We start from the raw sequence: 25,878 nt of genomic DNA, 5'->3' as shown, positions 1-25,878 counted from the left end.
GAGGAATAGTGGTTAGTTAAAGAGACAGAGTGGTAGGTTCAGCTTTCCAGAATTCGTTCAATTATTGACTCCATATTTCCTGGGCGATACTGAGCCAATCGCATTCTACTTACGATTAGATTTCTCAGCACTTCGTAGGGAACTCCGTACCGACCTGAAAACCTCCGGAGAATATTCCGGCCCCGAAATGCCTTGACCCAGTCGCCGTTGGAAAGTGCGTCGTTCAATGATCTTGTGACTCTCTCCTCTAATATCGTTAGTTGGTCAGGAGACAATGCGCACTGGACAACTTTCGTTAAGTTATCGTATGACCTAGATACTGCCTCACAAAAACCCTCTGAATTGGCCTTCTTAGGATCAAATGAAAGCGATATCGCGTTCAAAAATTCTGAATTTACTTTCCTAGCCATCTGGATTCGCACAATTTCCTCGACCGTTTCTTCAGCACACATCTTTAACTCAGCTAAAACCTTTTCTATACTCAGATCGATAGCACGGAGGCTCAAGCTGGAAAGCGCTTCGCTGATATAGTTTGGCTCTAGGAGGAAATTCTCTACATGATAGACATCCCAACTAAAGCGTCTTTCAGACGGCACCAATTCGTCATCCCCAAAATCGCGATCAACTATTGAATAGAAGCGCGCGTCTAGCTTGCCCCTTTCGGCTGCTCTTTCAAGAAACTCATGTGCATTTCGAACAGTTCTTTTACTACCCAAAGAAACCAAATTCACACGCTCGGCAAAATATGGAAAGAGCTCAGTAATAATTTTGGCATCGATTTCCGAATTCTCGCCTTCCAATAGAACAATCTTTGAACGAGGATTGTAAGTAGCCAAATCCCCAACAAGACTTATAATTGCATTCTCCAGTTCTGCCGAGGCACTCACCTGTTCAGCCTGATTAAAGCCCACAGAATTCTGCGCCGCTGGCTGCATATGGAAAACACTATATGTCGGATCCTGAACCGCCTCTCTTAGAATCGCATCCGAGTGGCTGACCAGCCATATTTGGTTATTCAACATCTCGCCTAAGTGCTTTTGATAGAATCTGGGGAGGCCCATAGCTAAGCGTGGATTTAAATGAAGCTCCGGCTCATCCAACAGGATAATGGAGTTCTTCGGTGCGTTATTTCTAAGGCGAAGGTATCCCAGGAGCACCTCCTTCTCACCAGAGCTTAGCTCATTAATGTCATGAGTCCTACCATTCTCAAGCTCAACAGGAAATTCCAATCCTCCCTCCTTCGTAGGTATTGCCCCAAGAAACCTTTTGCCCGCAAAGAAAATCGAAAAAAGTTCATCGAGCGTCGATTTCAGAGTATTCTCATCAGGAACAGGTACTCCGGCTTTCTCCGCGAGGAGTTCTCTGACATAGGATTGCGCCATTTCTGTTTTTACACCACTATATTTATTCTGGGTATCATATAGTGCATGTTGTGCGCTCTTACTTGCCGAAGCATCTCGAATCTGTAGATTTAAATTGCTTACCTGCTCTCGAGCATAGGTTCTTGAAGGCGACTGGTAGTCGATTACTCCAAGATCTTGTGGCTGATATATGGAAAACATCAGCTCCAGAACTGGCGATCCGACCACAGATGGAGAGTCCCCAGGTTTCATTGTAAGCGACGCCACGTGAGATTTTTTATCCAAGACCGCCAACACTTTATCCGCCATTACTTGTGCTTCTCGATCAACTATCTCCCCATCCTGTGACTTAGTCCTCGGGTCACGAATCTGAGGCTCACCTTCAGGACTTCGCTGTCTAGTTAGGTGTGACCACCTCACCTTTTTGAAAATTCCGAAGACATTGGCGCGAATGAAATCGATTTCAGATTGGTCAAGGTTGAAATCAATTTCTATGCGAAGCGGCTTAGTTGGATCATTTAAAATTCTCTTTGATTCACTTTGCAATTTATTAATATCAATCTGGAATTCATTAAACCAGCTACTAAATTCATTGTTTCTGTACTGACCATACGCCGACTTTACCAGGCGAATTGCATCAAATATGCTCGATTTTCCACAGCCATTTGGTCCTGCCACTACAACAGCATTAGAAAGCTCGCTGAGCTCAAGAGACTCTATTGCACGAAAATTCTCGATAACAATTGATTGAATGCGCATCCATTACTCTCATTTATTCTGTGAAAATCAGCATCAAATAGTGCGCTGATCGAAGAGATTATATTCTATAATTCTAGCTCATCCGCTCGCTCCTTTGCCATTTCAGAATGCGGCCAGGAGCGGTCGTTTGCTAACGCCTGACGCAACCGCATCCAAATGAGCGCACCGTTTTGGTTTTACGGCGGCCGCAGGGAGCAAATTGCCCCATTTTGGTAGGTCTATAAACTTCAGTCATGCCGTTCTCTTTAAAGTAGCTGCCAGAGTCTTCAGTATCTCTTGATCCCGACCAGATATCCCATTGCGTGGATTCAATCCCCACTGAGAAGTATGCACGAGGAGATTTCGAGATTCGGAAGTGGCCATGAAAGAGAAATTGATCAAAGTTCCGATAACCTTCCTATCCCTTCGCTTGTACAATTCTTGCCAAATATGTGAATACTCTATAATGAACCTATCCATTAGCCTATCAGTGGACGCCATCAATTGTGAATCATCTTTCGATACATATATTCTATCTCCGACATTCAGTATCTTAGTAACATCTAATGCTACGATTCCGCGATGCCCCGAGCCATGCTGTTTCTTTATTACTACTTCAAGCTGACTCGATGCTTTCCTAACATTAGCTGCTATTTTTCCGGTAGTAGTGACACGCTTACACTCAATCCACAATTTTGCGTTGTCTATTTTTATTCCTGTATCTGATTTCGCTTTTAAAATTGCCTGAACACCTGCCCTAGGCCTATGAGCTCTAGCTGCTACAACGGCTTCGAAAATGAAATTTCTTGCGGTAGTCGATTTTGGCGATTCATCTACTGCGTTGATCGGTCCATTGACTCCTTTTTGAAGTTTGGCAGCAATTTCCGAAAGATCGGTTTCTGACACATCGCGAAATGCGTTGTAGACGCTAATGAAACTATGAATTTCGAACATAGAGCTTACAAAATCAGGAAAAGCAATATCGCCTTCCTCTTCAGAGGCGATCTTGTATGCATCTTTCCAGTATCCAATAATCTTTCGATAGTGATTCGTTCTTCCAGATCCGATTTGCACGCCAATATTCTCCAACCACTCTAGCGCCTTCGAGTAGTCTTGGTAGATTTTCTCATATGACTCCGTCGGTACTCTCATAGAACCTAACGCCTGAGTTCAGCTGCGTTTGAGGCGACGCCCATTTTTTGCTCCAGCAAAAGTAGGTGGTGGGTCAAACGTCACCTGCAGCAATTTTTTGGCCGTTATGCGCCGCCGCGCCCGCACGCTCATTTGTTTCCATTACTTCAAAGTACGCTGAGTACCTTCTGAGATCTGTAAACTGAGACAGATCCTCAATAAGCTCCTCCGAGTAGCGAAGACTGATATTAAGCCAAAAGAACATGAGAAGTACCGCCGTAAAAACGGCCGCCACTACAGCCAGAAGTGCGCCTTTTAGTGAAAATAGCAACGGCCAGAAAGCCGACAGCGAGAGCTCGATCATACCATTCGGTGTTGCAGGCAAGAAGCTCAACGGGTAGACCACCCCGGCGAAGAAGAGCACGGTCACAAGAAGCAACGTATGTGTAATTTGCGGCGATGACTCCGGATTTCCACGAATTGAATCCAAGAAGTCATTGACCACACGAATCTGATGTCGGGCATCACGAACCACGGTATCAATTGCTTCTCGCTCCCGCTCCGTCTGATTCTGTACGTGCGCGCTGGTTATCCTAGCCATTGGATCGGGCACGTGGGGGAACGGCTGCAAGTGGAGCGACTGGTGGAATGGACCGACTTTGGAGCGCTCCTCTGCCTCCCGGCGTTTCTTCTCTTCTTTGTGTGCGATCCGACGGCGCCTGAGTTCCTTAGCATTTGCGATTATCTCGAGAGCTCGTTTCCGCTCCAGTAAATAAGGAAAATGCAATTGATCGTAGTACACCTCTGGGGCTTGGCTGTCGTCGCGTTCAAGTATTTCATTGAGGTCGCCCACTTCATCTGCTATGCGCCTTTCAAGATACCACTCGATGGAGAGGTCATTAGCGCTGTCGACGATACGTCGCGACTCGGCGAGCAACTCTTTGGCGCGGTTGGACTTTTGCGAATACGCCGATTGGTTTGTGAGAATTTTCGTGATTATGAACGCTCCAAAAATTCCGACTATTGCTGCGGCGGATTGAGCAAGGGCTCCAAAGAACCAGTTCCAGTCCATCATGACGGCTAAGGCCGCGCTTTGCGGCTGGTTTGGAGCGCAGCGGAAAACCAGTCTGTCAACAGTGCCTCGCTATGGCTTTTCATAGGTTTCCAGCTCCCAAACAGCCAGCGACCTACTGCCCGCGAGCTTTCTTAACTCGGCCACAAGAATATTGTACGTTTCAATATCTCTAATTTTAGTCCAGCTCTTTCGATGCGTAGGCGCTAACTTATCTATTATTACTTTATCTAGCGGGCAATGAGGTGGTTCAGGTATCTCTTTGAGACACCACATAAATTTTAAATATAAATTAAATGCCTTTTGAACTACACCTATAGGGATTTCGTCATCTAAGAGAGCAGCACTCCAGTTCTTATTTATTGCATTGGCTATAGAAGATATACTTGACATATGCAAGTCCTCTGCAACGGGATTGGCATAATTTTTTAGTTTTTCATCTATCTCTTTTCGCAACAGATCCTTTATCCCTTTTTTATCAGAATCTGATGCATCCCTAGAATAGACTTTAGCTCTCTGAAACGCGGCATATACTGTTACTTGCCAAAGGGAACCTTTTATTACTTCATCTTCTGTCATATTCCTCTCTTTGCACTAGATGTACCATAACGGCGAATTAACAAGACCGGGCCAAATAACAGCATTCTTGTTAACTCGGACATCGAAGCCCACAGCAAAAATATCTCAAGTACGAAATCAACATGTTAGCGATTGATACTCCAATTCCAACCCAGATAACCGAACATCACTAGCAACCATGACTCACCAATTCTAGTAATTGGCCGCTTTGGGTCGCAACCGGACATCAAGCACGGCACCGTACCACGTCCCGTAAAATATCCGAACTACACCCTATACCAACTTGCAGCGCCAAAAAATAGACGCCTCTATTCCAGAAGCCTTTGCGGAGCATCAATTTCCTCGTGCAGGACACGAACCACGAGCACCTCCGACTCTGGCACTTGATAGTAAACAGCATGATGCTCTATCTGCAATCTACGATACCCGGCAAGGACATGGGCGTAGTTAGCGCCGAGTGATGGATGGTTAATCAGCTGATTCATTCCTGCCTCAAGCTGATCCAGGTATATATCCGCCTGATCAACCCCCATTCTTCGCAGGTATATATCCAGATTCCGGTGAGGTCGGATTCCGCCTTCGGCGTGGCGGTTAGCCGAAGCACTAAACAGCCGCTTTCATTCGCTTACGGCCAGCTGCTTTGATGGCAGATATATCGAGCGGCTTAGGCTTGCCACTTGACTCACCCTGAGCTAAGGCCTGCCTCAGCGTGGCAAGACGCTCCATGACTTGCTGGTCTCTTCTGATGAGGTCGCGGATATACTCACTATCAGTGGCAAATTGACCGCTTTCAACCTGACCTTTCACCCAGTTATCTTGCTGTTCAGTCAGCGTGAAAGTTTTCCGGTGCATGCTCATAGCTGGCGCTCCCAACATAACAGAAGTATGACAATATCATACCACTCGCTTGAGCCGAATCAATACCCCCTTTTTGTGGCCCAAAGCGAATTAACCGGATCGAGGTGTATAGCGTGCCGGCTCAGAAGAATTTGCGCAGGGTAATCCCCACCGTGCGCGGCTGGCCGTTGCGATAGGCCAGCCGGGCGCGGCCGCCGCGTTCGCGGTCGAAGGACAACTGGGCGTTTTCATCGGTCACGTTGTTGGCGTACAGCACCGCCTCCCAGGTATCCCAGATAACGCCCGCACTGAGGTTGACCTGCTCGTAGGCGTCCAACTCCAGATCCACCATGGTCACTTCCGCACCGGTGGCCCCGCCAAAGGGCAGGCCGGACACGAAATTGCCCGCGCCCGCAACCTGGTCACTGGGCTGGGTGTAGCGGTCGCCGACATGCTGCACCAGCGCCGAGATGTACATCTCGTTGGAACCGAACATGTTGACCGGGAAGGTATAGGTGGCGGAGGCGGAAACCTGGAATTCAGGTACCGAGGCCAGGCGGTTGCCCTTCTCGACCCCCCCAGGATATTGCCGTCGCCATCCCTCACGGTGGAGTCAAACTCGGCCTCCAGCAGGCTGCCCGAGAGCGTCAGCAGCAGCAGTTCCGTGGGATAGGCACTCAGCTCCCATTCCACGCCCAGGGTGTGGGCCTCGGGCACGTTGAAACTGATGCGCGATGAGCAGGAACCGGCATCCAGCGTGACCTGCAGATCCTCGATATCGGTATAGAACAGCGCCGCATTGAAACGGATGCTGTTGAACTCGCTCTTGAAGCCCAGCTCATAGTTCCACAGCGTTTCATCGTCATAGGACTGGAAACCGCCGAAGGTGTCCAGATCACTGCCCTCACACAACGGCACGTTCAGCGGATCGTTGACCCCGCCCAGGCGAAAACCCTGCGAGGCCTGGGCATTCACGGTCATCTGGTCACTGACATCGTAGCTGACCAGCAGCCGCGGGTTGATGCCGTCGGAAGAGGTGGAGTCGGTCTGGTTGTCACCGTTGGAGAACAGGCCGCCGGTGGTGAAGCTGCGCTCCTCCTCGAAGTCATAGTAGCGGGCGCCGAGTACCAGGTTCAACCGCTCGGTCAGGTCGTAACTCAACTCGCCAAACAGGGCGAGCTGTTCGATATCGTAGGGCAACAGCGAGTTATAGGGCGAATCGGGGCCAAAGCCATTGGCGACCGCGGCGGCCGTGCCCTCGCCCAGGGTCGCGTCCGTCACCGCATCGTAGCCGGGGGTGGGCAGGATCTGGGCGTAGTCGCGCTGCACATCGGAATAGAACACACCGGCCACCCAGTTCAGCGGGCCGTCGGCATTGGAGGCAAAGCGCAACTCATGTGTAATTTGTTCCAGGTCGGTAGTATCGCGCAGATTGGACGGAATCAGCACCCCCGCATCGGGAAACTCCAGATCCACCGACACCGAGCCGGTCAGCGCGCTGGCATCGCGGCTGGCCAGAATCTCCCGGTCCACATAGCTGCCGGCGTAGGTGATATCAACGCTGTCCAGGCTCCACTGGACCACCAGGTCGGCGATCAGGGTCTCGTCCTCGAAGGCCTCATCCAGACGCAGGTACTGCTCGCGCTCACCCAGCTGTACCGGTGGCCGGGTCGTGGTATAGGGGTTGGCGTACAGGTTGTAGATTTCCTCGCGGTTGTAACCGTCGGTTTCGATTTCCTGATAGACAATGCGCGGGGTAATGGTCAGGTTGTCGGTGGGTTGCAGCGCCAGCGTAATGCGGCCACCGTAGCGCCCGCCGCTGTTGACGTCTTCCTTGAAATTGCCGTCCTCGCGCAGCGCATCTATCCAGCCGCCGTATTCAGTGGCGTAGCCCACCACCCGCAGCGCCGCCTTGTCGTTCAGCGGGATATTCATCGCGCCCTTGAAATGGCCACCCTCTTCGCCATCGGTCACGGTATTCAGGTTGGCCTCCACCGAACCGCTGAACTCCTCGAAATCCGGCTGGTTGGTGATAAAGCGAATGGTGCCGCCCACCGAGCCGGACCCGAACAGGGTGCCCTGGGGGCCGCGCAGGGTTTCCACCCGGCTCAGGTCATACAGGTCAAGGTCGGGGGTAAACAGGGACAGCGAGATCACGGTCTCATCCAGGTACACGCCCACCTGTTCCTTGACCCCGGGCTGGTCGCGCACCACCTGGCCGGCGGACACGCCGCGGATCGACACCTGGCTCTGGCCCGGCCCCAGATTCTGGATGGCGAGGCCGGCGACATTGCGCGAGAGCTCTTCAAGATTGGTGGCGCCGGTGCGGCGGATGTCCGCCGCGGACTGGGCGTTGATTGAAAACGGCAGATCCTGGGCCGATGCCTCGCGCTTGGTGGCGGTAACCAGTACCTCTTCGAGTTGGGCGTGGGCCAGTGACGGTACCAGGGCAATAATGGCAGTTGCGAGAACGGATTTTCTGAAACAGGACATGGGGGACTCCATTGGGAATTCTGATTATTCCCGTCAGTCTAGTCCCGGGCAGGGAAAGTTGTAGCTCCCGCCTGCGTAACTATTTCATAAAAACCGCGTTGAGGGCGCAGCCTATTCCGCCACTCGCGACAACCCGATCAGGGCCGGAATCGACAGGTCCCTCTCGCCCTGCAGCGCCAACTCGTCGGCGAGGATCTGCAGCGATACGCCAGGCCGCGGCGTGACGCCTTCGGGACGCAGGGGCTCACCGCACTCACTGCAGGCCAGCTGCGGCCGGGTCTGCTTGCCGCAGGAGCGGTGTACATACTCCAGCGGCAGGCCGGCATCCGCACTCATCCAGTCATCGCCCCAGCGGGCCAGACTCATCAGCACCGGATACAGGCCCAGGCCCTTGCGGGTAAGGCGGTATTCGTGGCGCAGCGGCCGTTCGTGATACGGCACCTTTACCAGTACGCCCTGCTCCACCAGCTTGCCCAGCCGCTCCGACAGACGGTGCCGGGTGATGCCGAGGTTGTGCTGAAATTGCTCAAACCTCCGGGTGCCCAAAAATGCATCCCGCAGAATCAGCAGGGTCCAGCGCTCGCCCACCACCGACAGGGCCCGCGCCACGGAACACTGCTGCTGATCTATCTCGTTCCAGCGCATCTCTCTTTCCCCTTGCAGCGGCTGCGGTTATGATCCCGGGTCAACTGCGGTTAGCATAAACGACCGTCCCCCGAACGCCAATCAATGAGGAGAATTCCATGACCCACGGAGTTGGCGGTTCAAGCGCCGCGACCGAACTCGAGCAACTAAACGACATGACGGCCGGTGTCCAGCCGGTGGCGGACGCCGAGTTCGCCGCCCGCATCCAGCGCGCCCAGAGCCTGATGCGCGAGCAGGGCCTGGCGGCCCTCTACCTGAACGCCGGTACCAACCTGTATTACTTCACCGGTACCCGCTGGTCTGCCAGTGAGCGCATGGTAGGTGCGCTGCTGCCTGTGGAGGGCGCGCCCCAATACATCGCCCCCGCCTTCGAGCTGGGCACCCTGCAGGGCTTCCTGCGGGTGCCCGGCGAAGTGCATTGCTGGGAGGAGCACGAGGATCCCTACCAGCTTTGTGCCCGGCTGCTGGACGCGCTGGGGGCGGACAACCTGGCCATCGACGAATCCGCTCCGTTCTTCCTGGCAGAGGGCCTGCGGCTGGCAGCGCCCGCGCGCCGCTACTGCAGCGCGGCGACGATCACCGCCGGCTGCCGGATGCAGAAGTCAGAGGCCGAGCTGGCGCTGATGCAGCGGGCCAAGGACATGACCCTGGCGGTGCACCGCAGCGTCGCCCGCATCCTGCGGCCCGGTATCAGTACCACCGAGGTCACCGCCTTCATCGACGGTGCCCACCGGGCGGTGGGCGCCCCCGGCGGCTCCTATTTCTGCATCGTGCTGTTCGGCCCCGACAGCGCCTTCCCGCACGGCGTGGCCAACCCCAAGACCCTGGAAGATGGCGACATGGTGTTGATCGACACCGGCTGCCAGCTACAGGGCTACATCTCCGACATTACCCGCAGCTATGTATTCGGTACGCCGAGCCCCCGCCAGCGCGAGATCTGGGACATCGAGCAGGAAGCGCAGCTGGCAGCGTTCGCCGCCGCCCGCATCGGTGTGCCCTGCGGCGCAGTGGACGACGCCGCCCGCACCGTGCTCGAGCGCCACGGTCTGGGCCCGGATTACAAGCTGCCGGGCCTGCCCCATCGCACCGGTCACGGCATCGGCCTGGACATCCACGAATGGCCCTACCTGGTGCGCGGCAATGCAACCCCGCTGGCAGCGGGCATGTGCTTCAGCAACGAGCCGATGATCTGTGTGCCGGGTGAATTCGGCGTGCGACACGAAGATCACTTCTACATGAGCGAAAACGGGCCGCGCTGGTTTACCCAGCCGGCCCGTTCAGTGGACGACCCGTTCGGGTCGTGAGTTCAGGGAAGCACCATTAACCAAACTGGTTCATGGTGTTGTCCTTGCCGCCGGCCTTGAGTGCGGCCTCACCGGCGAAGTATTCCTTGTGGTCGTCACCCATGTTGGAGCCGGCCATGTCCTGGTGCTTGACGCAGGCGATACCCTGGCGGATCTCCTTGCGCTGCACACCCTGCACGTAGGCCAGCATGCCCTCGGCGCCGAAGTAGCCCTTGGCCAGGTTGTCGGTGGACAGGGCCGCGGTGTGATAGGTCGGCAGCGTGATCAGGTGATGGAAGATGCCGGCCTCGCGGGCGGCGTCCGCCTGGAAGGACTGGATCCACTGGTCCGCCAGGGTGGCGAGCTCGGAATCGTCATAGTCCGCGCTCATCAGGTTGGCGCGCACGTAGCCGGACACATCCTTGCCTTCGCTCTCCCAGGCATCGTACACCTGCTGGCGGAAGTTCAGGGTCCAGTTGAAGGACGGTGAGTTGTTGTAGACCAGCTTGGCATTGGGCACGGCCTTGCGGATCTCGTCCACCATCGCGCCGATCTGGCCCACATGGGGCTTCTCGGTTTCAATCCAGAGCAGGTCGGCACCGTGCTGCAGGCTGGTGATGCAGTCCAGGATACAGCGCTGCTCACCGGTGCCATCGCGGAAACGGTACAGGCCATTGGGCAGGCGCACCGGGCGCACCAGCTTGCCGTCCTGCTTGATCACCACGTCGCCCTCGCGGACATCATCGGCGCTTTCAACCAGCTCGGTTTCGAGGAAGGCGTTGTACATGTGCGCCAGGTCGCCGGCATCGCGCGACACCGGTATCTTCTGGGTCAGGCCGGCACCCAGGGAGTCGGTGCGGGCGACGATGATGCCGTCGTCCACGCCCAGCTCCAGGAAGGCATAGCGGATGGCGTTGATCTTGGCGAGGAAATCCTCGTGCGGCACGGTGACCTTGCCATCCTGGTGGCCGCACTGCTTGGCGTCGGACACCTGGTTCTCGACCTGGATCGCACAGGCGCCGGCCTCGATCATCTTCTTGGCCAGCAGGTAGGTGGCCTCTTCGTTGCCGAAACCGGCGTCGATGTCGGCAATGATCGGCACCACATGGGTTTCGTAGTTGTCGATCGCCTTCAGCGCGGCTTTCTCCTTGAGCTGGTCATGCGCCTCGCGGGCGGCATCCAGCTCGTGGTACAGATGGCCCAGCTCGCGGGCGTCGGCCTGGCGCAGGAAGGTGTAGAGCTCTTCGATCAGCGCGGGCACCGAGGTTTTCTCGTGCATGGACTGGTCCGGCAGCGGACCGAACTCACTGCGCAGCGCCGCGATCATCCAGCCGGACAGGTACAGGTAGCGTTTGCTGGTGGTGCCGTGGTGTTTCTTGATCGCCAGCAGTTTCTGCTGGCCGATAAAGCCGTGCCAGCAGCCCAGCGACTGGGTGTACTGGCTGCTGTCGGCATCGTATTCCGCCATGTCACGGCGCATGATGCCCGCCGTGTAGCGGGCGATGTCCAGACCGGTGCGGAAGCGATTCTGGCGCTTCATCCGGGCCGCGTATTCGGGGTTGATGTTGTCCCAGGTACCGCCTTGCGCTGCGCGCAGGGCGGCAAAGGATTCAACGTCGTTCAGATAGTCTGACATGGGGATACCTCTGCGGTTGCGAGTGACTTGCAGGGTATCTTAGTGAGCATTCCACTATAAATAAAATAAATAGTAAATATTTTTACTATTCATTCGCTAAATGTGCGATGCACTGCTCTTCACAACTCCCAGCGGTGCCGGCGCAGCCAGACCACGCCGCACAACAGCACCGCGGCACAAACCAGCCCCAACACCAGCCCCAGGTAGTCCTGCCCCATCCAGTCCGGCCCGAACAGATAGAAACCGACCGCACTGTTACTGCCGCCCTCATTGTAGTGCGGGAAATGGTTCAGCATGGCCCTGCCCAGATGACTGGAACCGAACAGGATGCTCTCCAGCAGGACCAGGCCGGCCACCGGCGTTACCGCCAGCAAAAACGGGGAGCGCCGGGCCCCTGCAGAGGCCAGCATCACCCAGGCATAAGTGGGCGCCACCCACAGCGCTGTCAGCAGCCAGCCCGCGATCTGGTTGAACAGCAGCTCGAACGGCTCGATATTGGCAAATACCAGTTCCACTGCATCCAGCTCCTGCTGCCACAACAGCAGTGCTGCCAGCAGCACCATGGCCAGCTGGGCAAAAATCGATGCGGCAATGAACAGCGCAGGCGCCACCAATAGCGCCACGCCAAGCTTGGCCAGCACCTCTTCCCAGGCGGACACCGGCATGGACTTCCAGAACAGGATGCTGCGATCCTTGCGGTCGACATAGAGGCAGCCCAGCAGGTAATTCAGCGTCACAAACACCAGCACGATCAGCATCAGGACGTGGATGCCCTGCAACAGGGGGTTCAGATTTTCCACCCCCGTCTGGTTGTCACCGGCGCTATCGGCAGAAGAGCGGCCAGACGGCGCGCTGAACTGCCATTCCCGGGAAAAGTTCCAGGCCTGGTCGTCGGCACTCCCGGGCAAGCGCCCGACGCGCTCGTCCTGGCCATTCCCGTCCTCGGGCAGGTCCTCGATCCGGTAGTCGTGGCGCAGCTCGCCCTCGGGTTCAACGGTGATCACCTGGGCAGCGCCATTGTCGCCGATATCGATGCGGATCTGGATACCGTCCTCTGTCTCGTCCTGCAGCACCGCCTGCAGCATCACCGCACCGAGGTTGCTGAACTGGTTGGCAAAACCGACCCCGGCGAGCATGATCGCGGCCAAAGCGGCCGCCAGCAGCACCGGGGTCCAGAACAGGGAGACCTTGTATTCCTGCATTTCCCGCCGGATCAGTGTGAACCAGCGGGTCGATGATGAGCTAGACATGGTTCCGTCCTCCCCCGACCTTGGCGATGAACAGATCGGCCAGCGCCGGGGTGCGCAGCTCCCCCAGCGGTGCCAGCGATGCCCGCTCTATACCCTGGTAAATCAGCGCCTTGCCACCCAGCAGCGGCCGCTGGCCGAGATGAGGAATGGCCTCGGCCCGGACCGCGGCTTCACCCACGGCCCGCAGCTCCACGTATTCATCCTCCAGCTTCAGCATCGGCTCGAACAACACTGCCTCACCGTGGTTGAGGAACATTACATGAGTGAGAATATGCTCCACTTCCTCAACCTGGTGGGTGGAAATGATAATGGTGCGTTCCTCATCGAAATAGTCGTTCAGCAGCTGTTCGAAAAACTGCTTGCGGAACAGGATATCCAGACCCAGGGTCGGCTCGTCCAGGATCAGCAGGCGGGCGTCGATGGCCATCACCAGCGCCAGGTGCAGCTGCACCGTCATGCCCTTGGAGAGACTGCCCACCCGCCGCTGCAGACCTACCTCGGTGGAGGCCAGGAAACGTTCGGCCTGGCTGCGATCAAAGCGCGGGTGGATGCCGGCGACATAGTCCAGCAGCTGCAGCACCGTCATCCAGCGCGGCAACACCGCCGTATCGGCAATGAAGCAGACCTGCTCCATCAGCAACGCCTGCTGCCGGCGCGGGTCGACTCCGAGTACATCGATCTCCCCCTGGCAGTGCGTCAGCCCCAGCAGTGCACGCAACAGCGTGGTCTTGCCGGCCCCGTTGGGCCCGATCAGGCCCAGCACCGACCCGGCAGGCAGCGTCAGGTCGATACCGGCCACCGCCTGTACCTTGCCAAAGCTGCGCCGGATTCCCCGTGCCTCGATTACCGCGGCATTCATGATCTGCCTCCCTCTCGCGCTAGGCGCTGCACCACTTCATCCATGTCCAGGCCCAGGGCGCGTACGCGCTCGGCAAAGGCCGGCACTTCCTCTTCATAAAACTGGGCCTGCTCGTCGGCCGTCAGCGCGGCCCGCGCTCCCACCGTCACGTACATCCCCAGACCCCGCCGCTTTTCCAGCAGTCCCGCCTCCACCAGTTCCTGGTAGGCCTTGCCGACCGTCAGGTGGTTGATCTGGTAATCCGTCGCCACCTGGCGCACCGAGGGCACCGCCTCACCTTCCGCAAAGGAACCGTCCATAATTCGCTCCACCACCCTGTCGCGCAGCTGCCGGTAGATCGGCTGCTTGTCGTTCCATTCCACAGACACCTCGTTCAGCTCCCGCTATTGGGGCTGGCGATGCAGTTCGCCGGAGCCCAGCACTGACTGGGACACTTGCGGTTCACCGCGGTAAAAGGTATCACCACTACCCAGGATACTGACATCCAGGGACTGGGCCACTCCGATTCTTGCCGTACCGGAGCCCACTATCTTGACGGCGAAGGACACACCGTCGAGTTTGCGCATGTCGACGTCGCCGGAACCAATGATGCTGATCTCCACGTTGTCGCAATAGCTGGGTTCGCGCACGCTGATATCGCCGGAACCGTTGATGACGGCCACGGTATCCTGCGCGGCGGTCTCGCCCAGATGGATATCGCCGGAGCCAGACAGGTTCAGCCGCAGCTGCTCCACCGCCACCCGGGCCGCCTGGATATCGCCGCTACCGCTCATTCTGAAGCTGGCCTCTTCACTCTCGATATCAAACAGCCGGATATCACCGGTACCGTCGACTATGACCTGTATCCGGGGCGTGACAAATTTTCTCAGGTAGACCTGCCCGGAGCCCTGCAGCTGCAGCCGGGACAGTTCAGGCAGCGTGAGCTTGTATTTCACATCACTGAAATTGGCATTGCGATGCTCGACACTGCGGCCAAGCACCAGGGTATTGCCGCGCACATAGAAGGGCTGCCGTTGCAGGCTGGCATCGCTGCCGCGCAGCAGCAGCTCACTCTCGGCCCCCTGGCTGATTTCCACTTCGACCGAACCGTAGACATGGACCTGGTCGACCTCCTCCAGCCCGGCCACCCGCTGGGTAGCCGCCAGCGTGGGCAGGGACAGCAGCAGCGCCCCGCAGAAGAACAGCAGGGACACTGTCAGGGTACTATTGGCGGAAGCCAGCACCCATTTGTTACTGAAACAGGTCTTCATGACAATCACCTCATTGATATGGTGTTATATTCAACTATAACACCTGATCGGGGATTGGCAAGACCCTGAACAAAAAATATTCAGTGGCTCACATTGCTGGCCCATGGGTCGGCTTCCAAGATAATCGGTCGGCTACCAGGGTAGAGGCATCGGCCGGGGTGCGGTGTTCAAGACCGTATGCAGCATGGATGCTGCATACGAGCCCCCATGGACGGGTTCACGGCGGGTCTTGAACACCGCACCCCGGCCGATGTCTCGGCGACCGAAGTGAGGTTCCCCAACGGCTGATGGCTCTACCTTGGTAGCCAATTTAAGCAACCTCAGCAACCCGCAAACCCGCAGGACAGCAATAGCTCAGCACAGGCTCTGCTGCATATTGGCGGCGATGGAGCGGGCCAGGTGTTTGGCGCGTTCGGCGCGCTGTCCCTGGTAATAATCGTCCACCGTAGCGGTAAAGGTGGCCAGCCAGCGTTCGAAATCCTCAGGCTGCAGCGGCCGGCGCCGGTGCAGGCGGCGATGGATCTCCATGGTGTGGCGCCGGTAGCCCTGCTCGCCCAGCAGCAGTTTGCACCAGTAGTCCTTGATACGGGGCAGGTGTACTGCGAGATCCACCGCGGCGACTTCGGTGAAAATGGGGCCGAGTTGGGGGTCCGCCAGCAGCCGCTGGTAAAAGCGGTCGACAAAGGATTCGATATGGGCCCGGGAGTCGAGATCCGGTTTGTCGCTGTGCCGGGAAACGTTCATGGCGATAGCTTACACCGCTTGCCGGGGCGAGGGAAAATCACCGGAGTAGGAATGCCATTTGCTTAGGGGTTTTGGGACTTCGCAGCGCGGTCGACATCCCGGGAGGGCCGGCCCTCCTCCGGAATGAGCCAAAGACAAGTGCCATTCGTACTAACGTTTCTTTTTGGCGTTCTTCTTGACGTGTTCCAGCAGGCGGCGTTTGCGCTGTACCTGGCGCTGGGTCAGTTTGTTGCGCTTTTCCGCATAGGGGTTTTCGCCGGCGCGAAATTCGATCCGCACCGGCGTGCCCACCAGCTCCAGCTCCCGGCGATAGACTTTCTCCAGGTAGCGTTGGTAGCTGTTGGAGACCTTGCCGACCTGGTTGCCGTGGATCACGATCAGCGGCGGATTCTGGCCACCGGCATGGGCGTAGCGCAGTTTGATGCGGCGGCCGTTGACCATCGGCGGCGGATGTTCCAGTACTGCCCCTTCCAGGATGCGGGTCAGCTGGTTGGTGTTGAGTTTGCGGGTAGCGGAGCTGTGGGCGGCGTTGATGGACCGGTACAGGTGTCCGACCCCGGTGCCGTGGAGGGCAGAAATGAAATGTGTGTCTGCGTAGGCTGCGAACACCAGGCGGCGCCCCAGTTCGGTCTTGATCCAGTCGCGCTGGTGGGGCTCGATACCGTCCCATTTGTTGACCGCCAGCACCAGGCCGCGGCCGGCCTCGACGCAGTGGCCCAGCAGGTGCATGTCCTGGTCGACGATGCCCTCGTGGGCATCCATCACCAGCACCACCACGTGGGCGTCGTCTATCGCCTTCAGGGTCTTGACGATGGAGAATTTTTCCACGGTTTCCCGCACGTTCTTGCGCCTGCGCACTCCCGCGGTATCGATCAGGGTATAGCGTTGCTGGTCGCGCTCATAATCGATATAGATGCTGTCGCGGGTGGTGCCCGGCTGGTCGTAGACCACTACCCGCTCCTCGCCTAGCAGGCGGTTCACCAGGGTGGATTTGCCGACGTTGGGCCGGCCGACAATCGCGACCCGTACGCTGTCACTGCGGTCGACCGCTGCGGCCTCGGGCTCGGGTTCGGGGAAGCCGGCCAGTAGTTCGTCCACCATCTGCCGGACCCCGCGGCCATGGGAGGCCGCGATCGCAAACAGCCGCTCCACACCGAGGGCGTAGAAATCACCAACCGCCACCTCTTCGTTGAGGCCGTCGATCTTGTTGACCACCACGTGAAAGGCCTTGTTGCGCTGGCGCAGGTGGCGCGCCAGGGCTTCGTCGGCCGCGTTCAGGCCCTCGCGGGCATCGACAAGAAACAACACGGCGTCGGATTCTTCGATGGCCAGCAGTGACTGTCCGGCCATCTGCGCCTCGATACCGCTCTCGTCACCGCTGATGCCCCCGGTATCGATCACCACGAAGGGGCGTGAGCCGAGGCGGGCCTCGCCGTATTTGCGATCCCGGGTCAGGCCCGACAGATTTGCCACCAGCGCATCGCGACTGCGGGTAAGCTGGTTGAACAGGGTCGATTTGCCCACATTGGGGCGCCCGACCAGGGCAATTACCGGAATCATTGAGTCTACCTGTCGGTGGCATCTAGCTCGTAGGCAATCAGCTTGCCGCTGTTGCCGAAGACATACAGGATATTGCCCTCGCTGAGCATGTCCGCACGTACGCCCTTGCCGTCGGCCTTTACCCGGCCCACGAAGCTGCCGTCCACCTGGGACAGGACATGGATGTAGCCTTCGAAATCCGCCACCGCGAGGTAGCTGCTGATCGGGGTCGGCCGGCTCAGGCCGCGAAACGCCAGTGCATCCTGACGCCAGCGCTGCCCCTGGCCGTTGCGATGAAAGGCGTAGACGGTACCGTCGTCGTCAGCCACATAGACATTGCCGAAACCCTGCGAAACACCGGATACCGATGACAATTTGCGTTCCCACAGCTTGCGACCGCCGCTGACATCGATCGCCGCGATAGCTCCCTGGTAGCTGGCCGCAAACAACTCGCCCCCCGCCAGCACCATGGTGCCATCGACATCGACGATACGCTCGATTTCGGAGCGGCCCTGCGGGATCGCTACCCGGGCTTCCCATTCGATCCCGCCGGTAGCGACGTTGAAGCCCAGTACCCGGCCATTGGCAAAGCCCGCCATCACCAGGTTGTTGCGAATGATGGGGGTACTGGTGCCGCGGATGGTCAGTACGGGCATATTGCTGTCATAGGTCCACAGGCCTTCGCCGGTGGCAAAGTCCAGGCCGTGCAGCTTGCCGTCGTAAGTCTGGGTGACTACCACCCGGCCATTGGCCTGGGGCGGAGCCAGTACTTCGCCCGTCACCGGGGCGCGCCACAGTTCCTCGCCGGAATCGGCCGCCAGGCGCAGCACCAGGCCGTCACTGCCGCCCACGAACAGGCTGTCGCCGTAGACACCGACGCCACCGGACAGGCTGAGTTTGAGATCCCGCCCCCAGATACGCTTGCCGCTGAGCCGGTTCAGGGCCTTGACTTCCCCCTCGGCCGAGGCGGCGTAGATGGTCTCGCCGGAGATCGCCGGCTGGATGCGGTACAGGCCCTCCCCCTGGCCGTCGCCGACGCCGGTGGACCACAGGCGCCGCAGCTTGACGGTCTCGTCAATTTTCTCCAGCTCCGCCGGTTGCCTGGGATCTTCATCGTCATCGACGCTGAACCAGCCGCCGATAGTACTGCAGGCGCCGAGGGAGAGAACCATGGTCACCGCGAACAAGCACCGCAGACTATGCCTCATCATTCGGGCCTCCTTCCGGGCTGCCCGGCATCGCCGCAGCCAGGCTCTGCAATTTGGCTTCCAGCGTGGCCAGGTTCAGTTGTTCCGGATACTGCTGCACCAGGACCTGGGCCTCCCGATAGGCCGCCAGCGCCTCCTCATTGCGCTGCTCGGCCGCCAGCACATCGCCCCGCGCCATTGCATAGGCAGCACGGTAGCGGTCACCGTTGTCCAGAAGTTCCAGGGCCTGGTCGTACTCCCCGGCCGCAGCCAGAACCCGGGCCAGCCGCAGCTGTGCGATCAACGCCACCTCACTGCCGCGATCGGCCTTGCCCAGTGCCCAGCGCAGCTGCTGCTGCGCAGCGTCCAGCTCACCGCCGGCCACTGCGATCCGCGCCAGTTGCAAGGCGGCAAACTGTGCATAGGCCGTGCCCGCATAATCGTCGCGCAATTGCCCGGCCAGACGCTCCAGCTCCGCCACCGCGGCCGGACCGTCTTCCACGGTAGAGGCCGCCTGCATCATCTGCTGATAGAGGTCGGAGGCAGCCTCCGTGCGCTGCTGATCGTAGCGCTGCCAGCCCTGCCAGCCAAAGGTCGCGGCCAGAGCCACGACGATCGCCACCACGGTCGAACGACCATTTTCGTCCCACCAACGGCGCAGGGCCTCTACCTGTTCTTCTTCTGACCGATATGATTCCACAAATAGTTTTCCTTGTTACCCTTGCAATGATGTTATGTGTGCGCAGAGATAGTCTGCCAGCGCGGTCACCGGGATCTGCTCCTGTCCACTATCCCCGCGCAGCGCCCTGACGACTACTGTATCCGCCGCCGCTTCATCCTCACCCCATATCAGGGCCCAGCCGGCGCCACTCTTGTCGGCGCGCTTGAGCTGGCTCTTGAAACTGCCGCCGCCGGTATGCTGCACGATGCGCAACTGCGGCAACGCCGAACGCAATGCCTCCAGCGCCCTGACGCTAGCCAGTTCGGCGCTGGCCCCGACATTGACCACATAGATGTCGGGAACGGCGGGGGCCGGCGTGGCCGCGGCGGCCTCCAGCAGCAGCACCAGACGCTCCTGGCCCATCGCGAAACCCACCGCCGGCGCGGATTTGCCCCCCAGCTGCTCGACCAGACCGTCATAGCGACCGCCGGCGCAGACCGTGCCCTGGGCTCCCAGCCTGTCGGTCACCCACTCAAACACGGTCTTGTTGTAATAGTCCAGCCCGCGCACCAGGCGCGGGTTGACTACGTAGGGGACAGCCGCGGCATCCAGGAGTTCACGCAGACGGGCGAAATCCAGCCGCGACTCCTCATCGAGATAGTCCGTCAATACCGGTGCATCCGCCAGCAGGGCCTGGGTATCCGGGTGTTTGCTGTCCAGGATACGCAGCGGATTGCTGTCCAGCCGGCGCTGGCTGTCTTCATCCAGGCTGTCCCGGTGCCGCGCCAGATAGCTCACCAGCGCCTCGCGGTAACCCTGACGCGCAGCGGGACTGCCAATGGAGTTCAACTGCAGCTGCAGGCCATCGGCGATTCCCAGCTCCCGCCACAGCCGTGCGCTCAGCAGGATCAGCTCGGCGTCGATGTCCGGCGTGGCGATACCGAAGGCCTCGACCCCGATCTGGTGAAACTGCCGCTGGCGCCCCTTCTGTGGCCGTTCATAACGAAACATCGGCCCGCTGTACCACAGCCGCCGGGGCGTACCCAGCAGGCCGTTCTGAATCACAGCGCGGACACAGCCGGCAGTGCCCTCCGGGCGCAGCGTCAGGCTCTCGCCATTGCGGTCATCGAAGCTGTACATCTCCTTTTCGACGATGTCGGTGACCTCGCCGATCGAGCGCCGGAACAAGGCCGTGTGCTCAACGATGGGCAGGCGGATTTCGCCGTAGCCGTAATTGTCCAGAACCCTGCTTGCCACGGCTTCCAGCCGCTGCCAGCAGCGGCTCTCCGCTGGAAGAATGTCATTCATTCCGCGGATCGCGCGAATTGTACTCACCTGCTCTCCTGCATGCTCATTGGTATCAGGCGGGTGTCCTGACGATCAGTTGCGCGTCGGCCTCGGCCCGTTCCCGCTCCAGCTGGGCCGCGCGCTGCCGTATCACCTGTTCCAGGTGATCGACAAAGTCCTGGTTGCTGATCTTGTGGTCAGGCTCGCCGTTCAGGTAGACCAGATTGCTGGGGGAGGCGCCAGTGAGCCCCACATCCGCCTCGCGGGCCTCGCCCGGACCGTTGACGATGCACCCTATGACCGCGACATCCATCGGCGTGCGAATGTCCTCCAGCCGCTGTTCGAGAACGTTCATGGTGGCAATTACGTCGAAGTTCTGCCGGGAACAACTGGGACAGGCAATGAAATTGATGCCGTTGGCACGCAGCTTCAGGCTCTTCAGAATCTCGAAACCGACCTTGACCTCCTCCACCGGGTCCGCCGCCAGCGAGATGCGGATCGTGTCGCCGATGCCGTCCATCAGCAGCATGCCCAGGCCCACTGCGGACTTCACTGTGCCCCGCGCAGCCCGCCCGCCTCGGTGATGCCCAGATGCAGCGGCTGTTCGATCTGTTGCGCCAGCAAGCGATAGGCCTCTACCGCCATGAAGACGTCAGAGGCCTTGACGCTGACCTTGAACTCCGGGTAGTTGAAACGGTCGAGGATATCGACATGCCGCAGCGCGGACTCGACCAGCGCGGCCGCGGTGGGCTCGCCGTACTTGCGCTGCAGATCCTTGCCCAGGGAGCCGGCATTGACGCCGATGCGTATCGGGATGCCACGGTCCCGCGCGCAGTCTATGACCGCCCGCACTTTTTTGTCGTTGCCGATGTTGCCGGGGTTGATTCGCAGGCAATCGACACCGTATTCGGCCACTTTCAGCGCGATCTTGTGATCGAAATGGATGTCCGCGACCAGCGGCACGCCGACCTGTGCCCGGATTTCCCGGAAGGCCTCGGCCGCCTCCATGCTCGGCACCGAGATGCGCACGATATCGGCGCCGGCGTCCTGGATGGCCTTGACCTGCGCCACCGTCGCGGCGACGTCGCAGGTTTCGGTATTGGTCATGCTCTGGACACTGATGGGCGCATCGCCGCCCACGGCCACGGAACCCACCTGGATCTGGCGGCTGACCCGGCGTTTGACAGGGGATGACTTGTGCATCGTCTAACCTCCGAAAACGGGAGCGGCCGCGGCCTGCCCGGTCTGCGCCCACCACAGGCCCAGAGTCAGCAGAGCCAGCACGGCCAGGCCCAGTACGATACCGGCCCCGGTGCGCTGCAATTGCGGCGGACGGGAACGCCGCGGCACCGGCTCCGGTGCAGCGATTGCAGGCTGGGTGGCGTCGAAAGCCGCCAGCAGCCCGGTCTCGTCCAGACCCAGCATTCTGCCATAGGCGCGGACATAGCCCCGCGCAAAGGCCGGCTGCCGCAGGGTCTGGTAATCGTCGTGTTCGACCCGCCTGACGTAATCGGGCAGCCACTTCAGCCGCGCTGCGGCCTCGGCCCTCGACAGGCCCCGGGCCTCGCGAGCCGCCCGCAACAGGGCGCCCGGCGCCACGTGGCCCGGCTGGTCGCTAAAGATCTCCTTACTTCCCATCTTGGCGGGCCTGCAGAAATTCCCTGTACTCCGGCGAATCCGGATACAGGCTGCCCAGCGCGAGCACATAGCTGCCTTCCGCGTTGCGGTCCCCGGTTGCCTGCGCCAGCCGGATTCCCAGCCACAGTCCCCGGGCGGATTGCCGGCGCACCGCGGTGCGGTACACCCCGTAGTAACGACCGGCCGCGCTGTAATCACCGGCGTCATAGCGCAGGATCGCCATTTCCAGCAAGGCCACGGTGTTGGTCCTGTCCATGGAAAGGGCGCGGGAGAACGCCTGCTCCGCCTCCCTGGGCTTGTCCAGCTGCAGGCGGCACAGGCCCAGGTTCATATAGGCGCGCGGGCGCGCGGTATACAGCGGATCCTGCACCACCTGCTCCAGCTCTCGCTCAGCCTCCTGGTAACGCTGTTCGGCGAACAGAAAGGCCGCGTAGTTGTTGCGGGCCCGGGAAAACTTGCGGTTCAGCCGGATCGCCTTGCGAAAACTCTCCTCGGCCAGCTCTTTCTCGCCCGTGCTCTGGTAAACCAGGGCAAAGGCTTCGTGTACTTCTGCGTTGCTGCCATCGATGGCCGCGGCCTGGGCGAGATTGCGCTTGGCATTGTCCCAGTCACCTTCGCCAATATAATTGCGCGCCAGTTCGACCCGACGTTCCAGAGCCTTTTGCGGTTCCGGGGCATCGGTAAATACACGGCCCGTGTTGGTAACGCAGCCAGCGCAACCCAGTGCCAGCAGCAGCCCGGTGATCTGCCACGGCAACCGCCGTCTGCCGCTCCTGATCATCACCCGGCCTCCATCTCCCGCAATTCCCCGGCCTGGCGATAACGCTCGCTGCGGCGGGTCCGATCGACCACCTGACCCACCAGCTGGCCGCAGGCTGCGTCTATGTCGTCGCCGCGGGTCGTGCGTACCGTGACCACATAGCCCGCGTCCACCAGCACCTGCCAGAAGCGCGACACCGCGTTGCCGCTGGGTCGCTGATAATCGGACTGCGGAAAACTGTTGAACGGAATGAGATTGATCTTGCAGGGAAAGTCCTGCAGCAACAGGGCCAGTTCGCGGGCCTGTTCAGGCTGGTCATTGATCCCTGCAATCAGGGTGTATTCGATCGTCACCACCCGCTTGCGGTCAGTCTGGGCGGCAATGTAATTGCGCGCGCTTTGCAGCAGTACCGCAATCGGATACTTGCGGTTGATCGGCACCAGCTGGTTGCGCAGTGCGTCATTGGGCGCATGCAGCGAGACCGCCAGCGACACCTCGCTCACCCCGGCCAGCCGATCCAGCGCCGGCACCACCCCGGAGGTGCTGAGCGTCACCCTGCGCTTGGAGATCCCGTAGGCCAGATCCTCCATCATCAGGTCCATCGCCGCCACGACATTGTCAAAGTTGAGCAGCGGCTCGCCCATTCCCATCATCACCACATTGGTGACCACCCGCCCCTTGCCGGACTGGAAGGCATCGTAGGATTTGATCGCCAGCCAGACCTGGCCGATGATCTCGGCCGCGGTCAGGTCGCGCTCAAAGCCCTGCTTGCCGGTGGAACAAAAACTGCAGTCGAGACTGCAGCCCACCTGGGAGGACACACACAGCGTGGCGCGGTCCCCCTCGGGAATCAGGACCGTTTCGACCAGTCCCCCGCCACCGACCCGGATCGCCCACTTGCGGGTGCCATCGCTGGAATCCTGCTGACTGACGATCTCGGGGGGGCGCACTTCCGCGATCTGCAGCAGTTTCTCCCGCAGCGCGCGGCCCAGGTTGGGCATCTCATTAATATCGGTGACCCCGGCGTGATGAATCCACTTCAGCAACTGTTGCGCGCGGAACTTCTTCTCCCCCTGTTCGAGGAAGAACTGCTCCAGCTGGCTGCGCGTCATCCCCAGCAGGTTGACCCGGGCCGGGGCGGCGGCAGTGCTGCTGATCAGGTCGGAGGGCATCGGGGGTCTCGTGTCGCTCAGCTGCGGCCGCAAACGTCGCTGGCGGCGAAGAAATAGGCGATTTCGCGCTCCGCGGAGGCGGCGGAATCCGAACCGTGTACCGCGTTGGCATCGATGGATTCGGCAAAATCAGCACGGATAGTGCCGGGTTCCGCGTCCTTGGGATTGGTGGCACCCATCAGTTCGCGATTCTTGGCAATGGCGTTCTCGCCCTCCAGCACCTGCACCATCACCGGCCCCGATGTCATGAAGCCGATCAGCGCGGGAAAGAAGGGCCGTTCGCGGTGTTCAGCGTAAAATCCGCCGGCGAGTTCCTCGCTCAGACGCAGCATTTTTGCAGCTACGACCTGCAGGCCGGCGGACTCGAAGCGGGAATAGATCTCGCCGATCACGTTCTTGCCGACGGCATCGGGCTTGACAATGGAAAGGGTACGCTCAACAGCCATTAAACTATCTCCAGAAACAAGAAAAATCCGGGGTCGGAGACCCCGGGATCAAAGCCGCGTCATTATACGGACTTTGGCGCCCGGTTTCATCCGCTAAACTCAGCGGCCAGGCCGGATTCAGGAGGCCGGCTGAGACCGTGGGGACTGCCCCCGCAACCGGCTGATGACCTCTTGCAGGTGTTTCACCGCACGTGTTACGTCCTGCTCCGAGGTAAAGCGCCCGCAACACAGGCGCAGGGAACTGTGCGCCAGCGCATCGGGCAGGCCCAGGGCGCGCAGGACGTAGGAAGGCTCCAGGCTGGCGGAGGTACAGGCAGAGCCGGTGGATATCGCCAGCTCCCGCAGCGACATCAGCAGGGATTCCCCGTCGACGCCGGCCACGCTGAAATTCAGTGCACCGGGCAAACGGGCTTCGGGGGAACCGTTCAGTGCAATCCCCTCAAGATTGGAAATGCCCTGCCACAACCGCTGGCGCAACACCCTCAGGCGTTCGCCTTCGGCCTCAAGTTCCTCGGTGGCGATACGCGCGGCCTCGCCCAGCCCGACGATCTGGTGGGTTGCCAGGGTACCGGAACGCATACCGCGCTCGTGGCCGCCCCCGTGGATCTGTGCGGCCAGTTGCACCCGCGGCTGGCGCCGCACGTACAGCGCGCCGATGCCCTTGGGGCCATAGAACTTGTGCGCCGACAGGGACAGCAGGTCCACCGGCCATTGCGCCAGGTTGACCGGTATCTTGCCCACACTCTGGGCGGCATCGACGTGGAACAACACCCCGGCGGCACGGGTCAGCGCCGCGATGGCCTCGATGTCGTTGACAGTGCCCAGTTCGTTGTTGGCGTGCATGATACTGACCAGGATCGTGTCCGGGCGCAGTGCCGCCGCCACCTGGTCGGGGGAGATCAGGCCGTCGGCGCCCGGCGACAGCCAGCTCACCTCGAAATCGTTCTGTTCCAGCCAGACAGCGGTGTCCACCACCGCCTTGTGCTCGATACGGGAGGTCACGATATGGCGTCCGCGGTCGCGATGGAACTCCGCTACCCCCTTGAGCGCCAGATTGTCGGCTTCGGTGGCGCCTGAGGTCCAGACAATCTCCCTGGGGTCGGCGTGGATCAGGTCCGCGAGCTGGCGCCGGGCCTGCTCCACCGCCTCCTCGGCACGCCAGCCATAGATATGGGAGCGGGAGGCCGGATTGCCGAAGTTGCCCTCCAGGGTCAGGCAGTCAGCCATCGCCGCAGCCACCCGCGGGTCTGCCGGGGTGCTGGCGAGGTAGTCAAGATAAATCGGATTCTGCATGGGAGATGGCTGTTCGC

Annotated in this window: 25 protein-coding genes and 1 pseudogene; 1 reads left to right on the top strand and 25 read right to left on the bottom strand. The window is 59.6% G+C overall.

What is annotated here, in order from left to right; genetic code table 11:
- Positions 1-38: 38 nt before the first annotated feature.
- The 9 genes from G3T16_RS17740 to G3T16_RS17705 all read right to left on the bottom strand — a co-directional run bounded on the left by G3T16_RS17740 (position 39) and on the right by G3T16_RS17705 (position 8,856).
- Positions 39-2,120: an AAA family ATPase gene (locus tag G3T16_RS17740; RefSeq protein ID WP_163496387.1), complete on the bottom strand. Its 2,082-nt coding sequence runs from the start codon at positions 2,118-2,120 to the stop codon at positions 39-41.
- 231 nt (positions 2,121-2,351) lie between these two features.
- Positions 2,352-3,251 (bottom strand): hypothetical protein, encoded by a 900-nt coding sequence (locus tag G3T16_RS17735; protein WP_163496386.1) that lies wholly within the window; start codon positions 3,249-3,251, stop codon positions 2,352-2,354.
- Between the two features lie 73 nt (positions 3,252-3,324).
- Positions 3,325-4,305, bottom strand: a complete 981-nt coding sequence (locus G3T16_RS17730) for a hypothetical protein (protein ID WP_163493299.1) — start codon at positions 4,303-4,305, stop codon at positions 3,325-3,327.
- 69 nt (positions 4,306-4,374) lie between these two features.
- Positions 4,375-4,881, bottom strand: a complete 507-nt coding sequence (locus G3T16_RS17725) for a hypothetical protein (protein ID WP_163496385.1) — start codon at positions 4,879-4,881, stop codon at positions 4,375-4,377.
- 308 nt (positions 4,882-5,189) lie between these two features.
- Complete coding sequence (locus tag G3T16_RS17720; RefSeq protein ID WP_232059150.1) at positions 5,190-5,366, bottom strand: type II toxin-antitoxin system RelE/ParE family toxin; 177 nt, start codon at positions 5,364-5,366, stop codon at positions 5,190-5,192.
- Between the two features lie 118 nt (positions 5,367-5,484).
- Positions 5,485-5,739, bottom strand: coding sequence for a type II toxin-antitoxin system ParD family antitoxin (locus G3T16_RS17715; RefSeq protein WP_163496384.1), 255 nt, complete (start codon positions 5,737-5,739; stop codon positions 5,485-5,487).
- A gap of 121 nt (positions 5,740-5,860) precedes the next feature.
- Positions 5,861-6,115, bottom strand: coding sequence for a hypothetical protein (locus tag G3T16_RS22870; protein ID WP_332102840.1), 255 nt, complete (start codon positions 6,113-6,115; stop codon positions 5,861-5,863).
- Positions 6,073-8,211: a TonB-dependent receptor gene (locus G3T16_RS17710; protein ID WP_332102839.1), complete on the bottom strand. Its 2,139-nt coding sequence runs from the start codon at positions 8,209-8,211 to the stop codon at positions 6,073-6,075. The genes G3T16_RS22870 and G3T16_RS17710 overlap by 43 nt, the downstream gene beginning before the upstream one ends.
- Before the next feature lie 111 nt (positions 8,212-8,322).
- The gene (locus tag G3T16_RS17705) at positions 8,323-8,856 is read right to left on the bottom strand and encodes a winged helix-turn-helix transcriptional regulator (RefSeq protein ID WP_163496383.1); all 534 of its coding nucleotides are present in this window, start codon (positions 8,854-8,856) and stop codon (positions 8,323-8,325) included.
- A 98-nt stretch (positions 8,857-8,954) separates the two neighbouring features.
- Here G3T16_RS17705 and G3T16_RS17700 point away from each other — a divergent pair, with 98 nt between their 5' ends.
- Complete coding sequence (locus tag G3T16_RS17700; RefSeq protein WP_163496382.1) at positions 8,955-10,160, top strand: M24 family metallopeptidase; 1,206 nt, start codon at positions 8,955-8,957, stop codon at positions 10,158-10,160.
- Between the two features lie 16 nt (positions 10,161-10,176).
- On the opposite strand, the gene G3T16_RS17695 is transcribed toward G3T16_RS17700, so the two are convergent.
- The 16 genes and pseudogenes from G3T16_RS17695 to G3T16_RS17620 all read right to left on the bottom strand — a co-directional run bounded on the left by G3T16_RS17695 (position 10,177) and on the right by G3T16_RS17620 (position 25,861).
- Positions 10,177-11,775 carry an isocitrate lyase gene (locus G3T16_RS17695; RefSeq protein ID WP_163496381.1) on the bottom strand — a complete coding sequence of 533 codons (1,599 nt, stop codon included), beginning with the start codon at positions 11,773-11,775 and terminating at the stop codon, positions 10,177-10,179.
- 119 nt (positions 11,776-11,894) lie between these two features.
- Entirely contained in the window at positions 11,895-13,025 is a 1,131-nt protein-coding gene (locus G3T16_RS17690) for a hypothetical protein (protein ID WP_163496380.1), read from the bottom strand.
- Positions 13,018-13,884, bottom strand: coding sequence for an ABC transporter ATP-binding protein (locus tag G3T16_RS17685; RefSeq protein WP_163496379.1), 867 nt, complete (start codon positions 13,882-13,884; stop codon positions 13,018-13,020). Before G3T16_RS17685 ends, G3T16_RS17690 begins: the two co-directional genes overlap by 8 nt.
- Positions 13,881-14,252 carry a GntR family transcriptional regulator gene (locus G3T16_RS17680; protein ID WP_163496378.1) on the bottom strand — a complete coding sequence of 124 codons (372 nt, stop codon included), beginning with the start codon at positions 14,250-14,252 and terminating at the stop codon, positions 13,881-13,883. Before G3T16_RS17680 ends, G3T16_RS17685 begins: the two co-directional genes overlap by 4 nt.
- A gap of 15 nt (positions 14,253-14,267) precedes the next feature.
- Positions 14,268-15,134, bottom strand: coding sequence for a GIN domain-containing protein (locus G3T16_RS17675; protein WP_163496377.1), 867 nt, complete (start codon positions 15,132-15,134; stop codon positions 14,268-14,270).
- Between the two features lie 354 nt (positions 15,135-15,488).
- The gene (locus G3T16_RS17670; RefSeq protein ID WP_163496376.1) at positions 15,489-15,878 is read right to left on the bottom strand and encodes a group III truncated hemoglobin; all 390 of its coding nucleotides are present in this window, start codon (positions 15,876-15,878) and stop codon (positions 15,489-15,491) included.
- A 150-nt stretch (positions 15,879-16,028) separates the two neighbouring features.
- Complete coding sequence (gene der, locus G3T16_RS17665) at positions 16,029-17,438, bottom strand: ribosome biogenesis GTPase Der (protein WP_163496375.1); 1,410 nt, start codon at positions 17,436-17,438, stop codon at positions 16,029-16,031.
- Between the two features lie 5 nt (positions 17,439-17,443).
- The gene (gene bamB / locus G3T16_RS17660; RefSeq protein ID WP_232059149.1) at positions 17,444-18,628 is read right to left on the bottom strand and encodes an outer membrane protein assembly factor BamB; all 1,185 of its coding nucleotides are present in this window, start codon (positions 18,626-18,628) and stop codon (positions 17,444-17,446) included.
- Positions 18,615-19,304 carry a YfgM family protein gene (locus G3T16_RS17655; RefSeq protein WP_163496374.1) on the bottom strand — a complete coding sequence of 230 codons (690 nt, stop codon included), beginning with the start codon at positions 19,302-19,304 and terminating at the stop codon, positions 18,615-18,617. Before G3T16_RS17655 ends, bamB begins: the two co-directional genes overlap by 14 nt.
- 15 nt (positions 19,305-19,319) lie before the next feature.
- On the bottom strand, positions 19,320-20,600 hold the full coding sequence (hisS, locus tag G3T16_RS17650; RefSeq protein WP_163496373.1) for a histidine--tRNA ligase: 1,281 nt from the start codon (positions 20,598-20,600) through the stop codon (positions 19,320-19,322).
- 25 nt (positions 20,601-20,625) lie between these two features.
- Positions 20,626-21,659 (bottom strand): annotated as a pseudogene (gene ispG / locus G3T16_RS17645) (flavodoxin-dependent (E)-4-hydroxy-3-methylbut-2-enyl-diphosphate synthase).
- 99 nt (positions 21,660-21,758) lie between these two features.
- On the bottom strand, positions 21,759-22,190 hold the full coding sequence (locus G3T16_RS17640; protein ID WP_163496372.1) for a helix-turn-helix domain-containing protein: 432 nt from the start codon (positions 22,188-22,190) through the stop codon (positions 21,759-21,761).
- On the bottom strand, positions 22,180-22,971 hold the full coding sequence (gene pilW, locus G3T16_RS17635) for a type IV pilus biogenesis/stability protein PilW (RefSeq protein ID WP_163496371.1): 792 nt from the start codon (positions 22,969-22,971) through the stop codon (positions 22,180-22,182). Before pilW ends, G3T16_RS17640 begins: the two co-directional genes overlap by 11 nt.
- On the bottom strand, positions 22,971-24,122 hold the full coding sequence (gene rlmN / locus G3T16_RS17630; protein ID WP_163496370.1) for a 23S rRNA (adenine(2503)-C(2))-methyltransferase RlmN: 1,152 nt from the start codon (positions 24,120-24,122) through the stop codon (positions 22,971-22,973). Before rlmN ends, pilW begins: the two co-directional genes overlap by 1 nt.
- Positions 24,123-24,139: 17 nt before the next feature.
- On the bottom strand, positions 24,140-24,568 hold the full coding sequence (gene ndk / locus G3T16_RS17625) for a nucleoside-diphosphate kinase (RefSeq protein ID WP_163496369.1): 429 nt from the start codon (positions 24,566-24,568) through the stop codon (positions 24,140-24,142).
- A 117-nt stretch (positions 24,569-24,685) separates the two neighbouring features.
- Positions 24,686-25,861, bottom strand: coding sequence for an IscS subfamily cysteine desulfurase (locus tag G3T16_RS17620; RefSeq protein ID WP_163496368.1), 1,176 nt, complete (start codon positions 25,859-25,861; stop codon positions 24,686-24,688).
- Positions 25,862-25,878: the final 17 nt, after the last annotated feature.

The organism is Kineobactrum salinum (genome assembly GCF_010669285.1).
GTDB lineage: Bacteria > Pseudomonadota > Gammaproteobacteria > Pseudomonadales > Halieaceae > Kineobactrum > Kineobactrum salinum.
Note: the sequence above shows the minus strand (reverse complement) of the source record. Positions and strands in the feature narration are given on the sequence as shown.

What these genes read in the sequence shown, in the direction of transcription:
- G3T16_RS17740 (WP_163496387.1), bottom strand. Translation starts at nt 2,120, where the DNA reads ATGCGCATTCAATCAATTGTTATCGAGAATTTTCGTGCAATAGAGTCT.
- G3T16_RS17735 (WP_163496386.1), bottom strand. Translation starts at nt 3,251, where the DNA reads ATGAGAGTACCGACGGAGTCATATGAGAAAATCTACCAAGACTACTCG.
- G3T16_RS17730 (WP_163493299.1), bottom strand. Translation starts at nt 4,305, where the DNA reads ATGATGGACTGGAACTGGTTCTTTGGAGCCCTTGCTCAATCCGCCGCA.
- G3T16_RS17725 (WP_163496385.1), bottom strand. Translation starts at nt 4,881, where the DNA reads ATGACAGAAGATGAAGTAATAAAAGGTTCCCTTTGGCAAGTAACAGTA.
- G3T16_RS17720 (WP_232059150.1), bottom strand. Translation starts at nt 5,366, where the DNA reads ATGAATCAGCTGATTAACCATCCATCACTCGGCGCTAACTACGCCCAT.
- G3T16_RS17715 (WP_163496384.1), bottom strand. Translation starts at nt 5,739, where the DNA reads ATGAGCATGCACCGGAAAACTTTCACGCTGACTGAACAGCAAGATAAC.
- G3T16_RS17710 (WP_332102839.1), bottom strand. Translation starts at nt 8,211, where the DNA reads ATGTCCTGTTTCAGAAAATCCGTTCTCGCAACTGCCATTATTGCCCTG.
- G3T16_RS17705 (WP_163496383.1), bottom strand. Translation starts at nt 8,856, where the DNA reads ATGCGCTGGAACGAGATAGATCAGCAGCAGTGTTCCGTGGCGCGGGCC.
- G3T16_RS17700 (WP_163496382.1), top strand. Translation starts at nt 8,955, where the DNA reads ATGACCCACGGAGTTGGCGGTTCAAGCGCCGCGACCGAACTCGAGCAA.
- G3T16_RS17695 (WP_163496381.1), bottom strand. Translation starts at nt 11,775, where the DNA reads ATGTCAGACTATCTGAACGACGTTGAATCCTTTGCCGCCCTGCGCGCA.
- G3T16_RS17690 (WP_163496380.1), bottom strand. Translation starts at nt 13,025, where the DNA reads ATGTCTAGCTCATCATCGACCCGCTGGTTCACACTGATCCGGCGGGAA.
- G3T16_RS17685 (WP_163496379.1), bottom strand. Translation starts at nt 13,884, where the DNA reads ATGAATGCCGCGGTAATCGAGGCACGGGGAATCCGGCGCAGCTTTGGC.
- G3T16_RS17675 (WP_163496377.1), bottom strand. Translation starts at nt 15,134, where the DNA reads ATGAAGACCTGTTTCAGTAACAAATGGGTGCTGGCTTCCGCCAATAGT.
- G3T16_RS17670 (WP_163496376.1), bottom strand. Translation starts at nt 15,878, where the DNA reads ATGAACGTTTCCCGGCACAGCGACAAACCGGATCTCGACTCCCGGGCC.
- der (WP_163496375.1), bottom strand. Translation starts at nt 17,438, where the DNA reads ATGATTCCGGTAATTGCCCTGGTCGGGCGCCCCAATGTGGGCAAATCG.
- bamB (WP_232059149.1), bottom strand. Translation starts at nt 18,628, where the DNA reads ATGATGAGGCATAGTCTGCGGTGCTTGTTCGCGGTGACCATGGTTCTC.
- G3T16_RS17640 (WP_163496372.1), bottom strand. Translation starts at nt 22,190, where the DNA reads ATGGGAAGTAAGGAGATCTTTAGCGACCAGCCGGGCCACGTGGCGCCG.
- pilW (WP_163496371.1), bottom strand. Translation starts at nt 22,971, where the DNA reads ATGATCAGGAGCGGCAGACGGCGGTTGCCGTGGCAGATCACCGGGCTG.
- rlmN (WP_163496370.1), bottom strand. Translation starts at nt 24,122, where the DNA reads ATGCCCTCCGACCTGATCAGCAGCACTGCCGCCGCCCCGGCCCGGGTC.
- ndk (WP_163496369.1), bottom strand. Translation starts at nt 24,568, where the DNA reads ATGGCTGTTGAGCGTACCCTTTCCATTGTCAAGCCCGATGCCGTCGGC.
- G3T16_RS17620 (WP_163496368.1), bottom strand. Translation starts at nt 25,861, where the DNA reads ATGCAGAATCCGATTTATCTTGACTACCTCGCCAGCACCCCGGCAGAC.